The organism is Oleiphilus sp. HI0125, from assembly GCF_001635355.1.
On record NZ_LWGF01001353.1, the window covers coordinates 1 to 1,033 of the forward strand.

General features: G+C 44.4%; 2 protein-coding genes. One reads left to right on the plus strand and one right to left on the minus strand.

Features of this window, described 5'->3' with window-relative positions:
- On the minus strand, positions 1–229 hold a 229-nt coding region (locus A3762_RS23135; protein ID WP_197469525.1), incomplete at its 3' end, for a phosphoglycerate mutase family protein.
- 196 nt (positions 230–425) lie between these two features.
- Here A3762_RS23135 and A3762_RS23140 point away from each other — a divergent pair.
- The coding region (locus tag A3762_RS23140; RefSeq protein ID WP_231878907.1) for an inorganic phosphate transporter at positions 426–1,033 on the plus strand (608 nt) is incomplete at its 3' end.

A 1,033-nucleotide genomic window follows, 5' to 3' on the forward strand; every position in this document is an offset into this window, starting at 1 on the left:
CGGTGTCTATCACAGTATTTGCCTGGCCGTTTATTGATTCAAGCGCAAACTGAGCTGTTTGTTGATGGCGCTTCATATCGCCAGTGATCACCAGGTCAGGGCTGATAGAAAGCTCCCGAAAATAGCGATTCAAAATTTTAGCTTGTTGCTCACCTTTACTAGAAAGTTCGTCATAGTTTTCTTTGCCAAGCGATGCTTGGCCGTGTCTGATCAAATAAATTTTACTCATTGTTATCTAACTTTACCTTTCCTAGTAAAAACCGTACTAGCCTATGTGCTGGAGAATTGTCATGGCAAGTTTATTTGAGTGATGAAAGTTAATTTGCATCTTTTATACATGTGGTTAGTATGCGCAACCGGATTGTTACAGCAAGATGACAGTAGCGACGCCAAATCGACGAGTTAATTGTTAAGGAAGTGCTCAAATGAGTTCTAAAAAACTATCTGAGACCGATACAGCTTTAGGTTACGCCAACAACGAAATTTTGAAGATGGGCGTAAGCTTTGTGTTCTTAGTTTCTGTTTTAGGTTACGTATTAATGCAAATGCAAGGTATCCCGGGTGGATTTACGCTTGCAATTTCTGCAGCTATTGGCGGTTATATGGCCATGAATATTGGTGCAAATGACGTAGCCAATAATGTGGGTCCGGCAGTAGGTTCAAAGGCATTGACCTTGATTGGCGCGATCGCGATTGCCGCCATCTTTGAGGCCGCAGGCGCATTGATCGCAGGTGGTGACGTAGTTAGTACCATTAAGAAAGGGATTATCGACCCTTCCGCTATTAACGATAGCACGACCTTTATCGCCTTGATGCTTGCAGCATTATTTGCTGGTGCCTTGTGGCTTAATCTTGCAACCTTCGTTGGCGCGCCTGTTTCTACAACCCACTCGATCGTAGGTGGTGTACTTGGTGCAGGTATCGCAGCAGGAGGTTTTGCTATTGCGAACTGGGGACAAATGAGTGCAATTGCAGCGAGTTGGGTTATTTCACCTGTTCTTGGCGGTTTGATTGCAGCGGGCTTCCAGCTTTA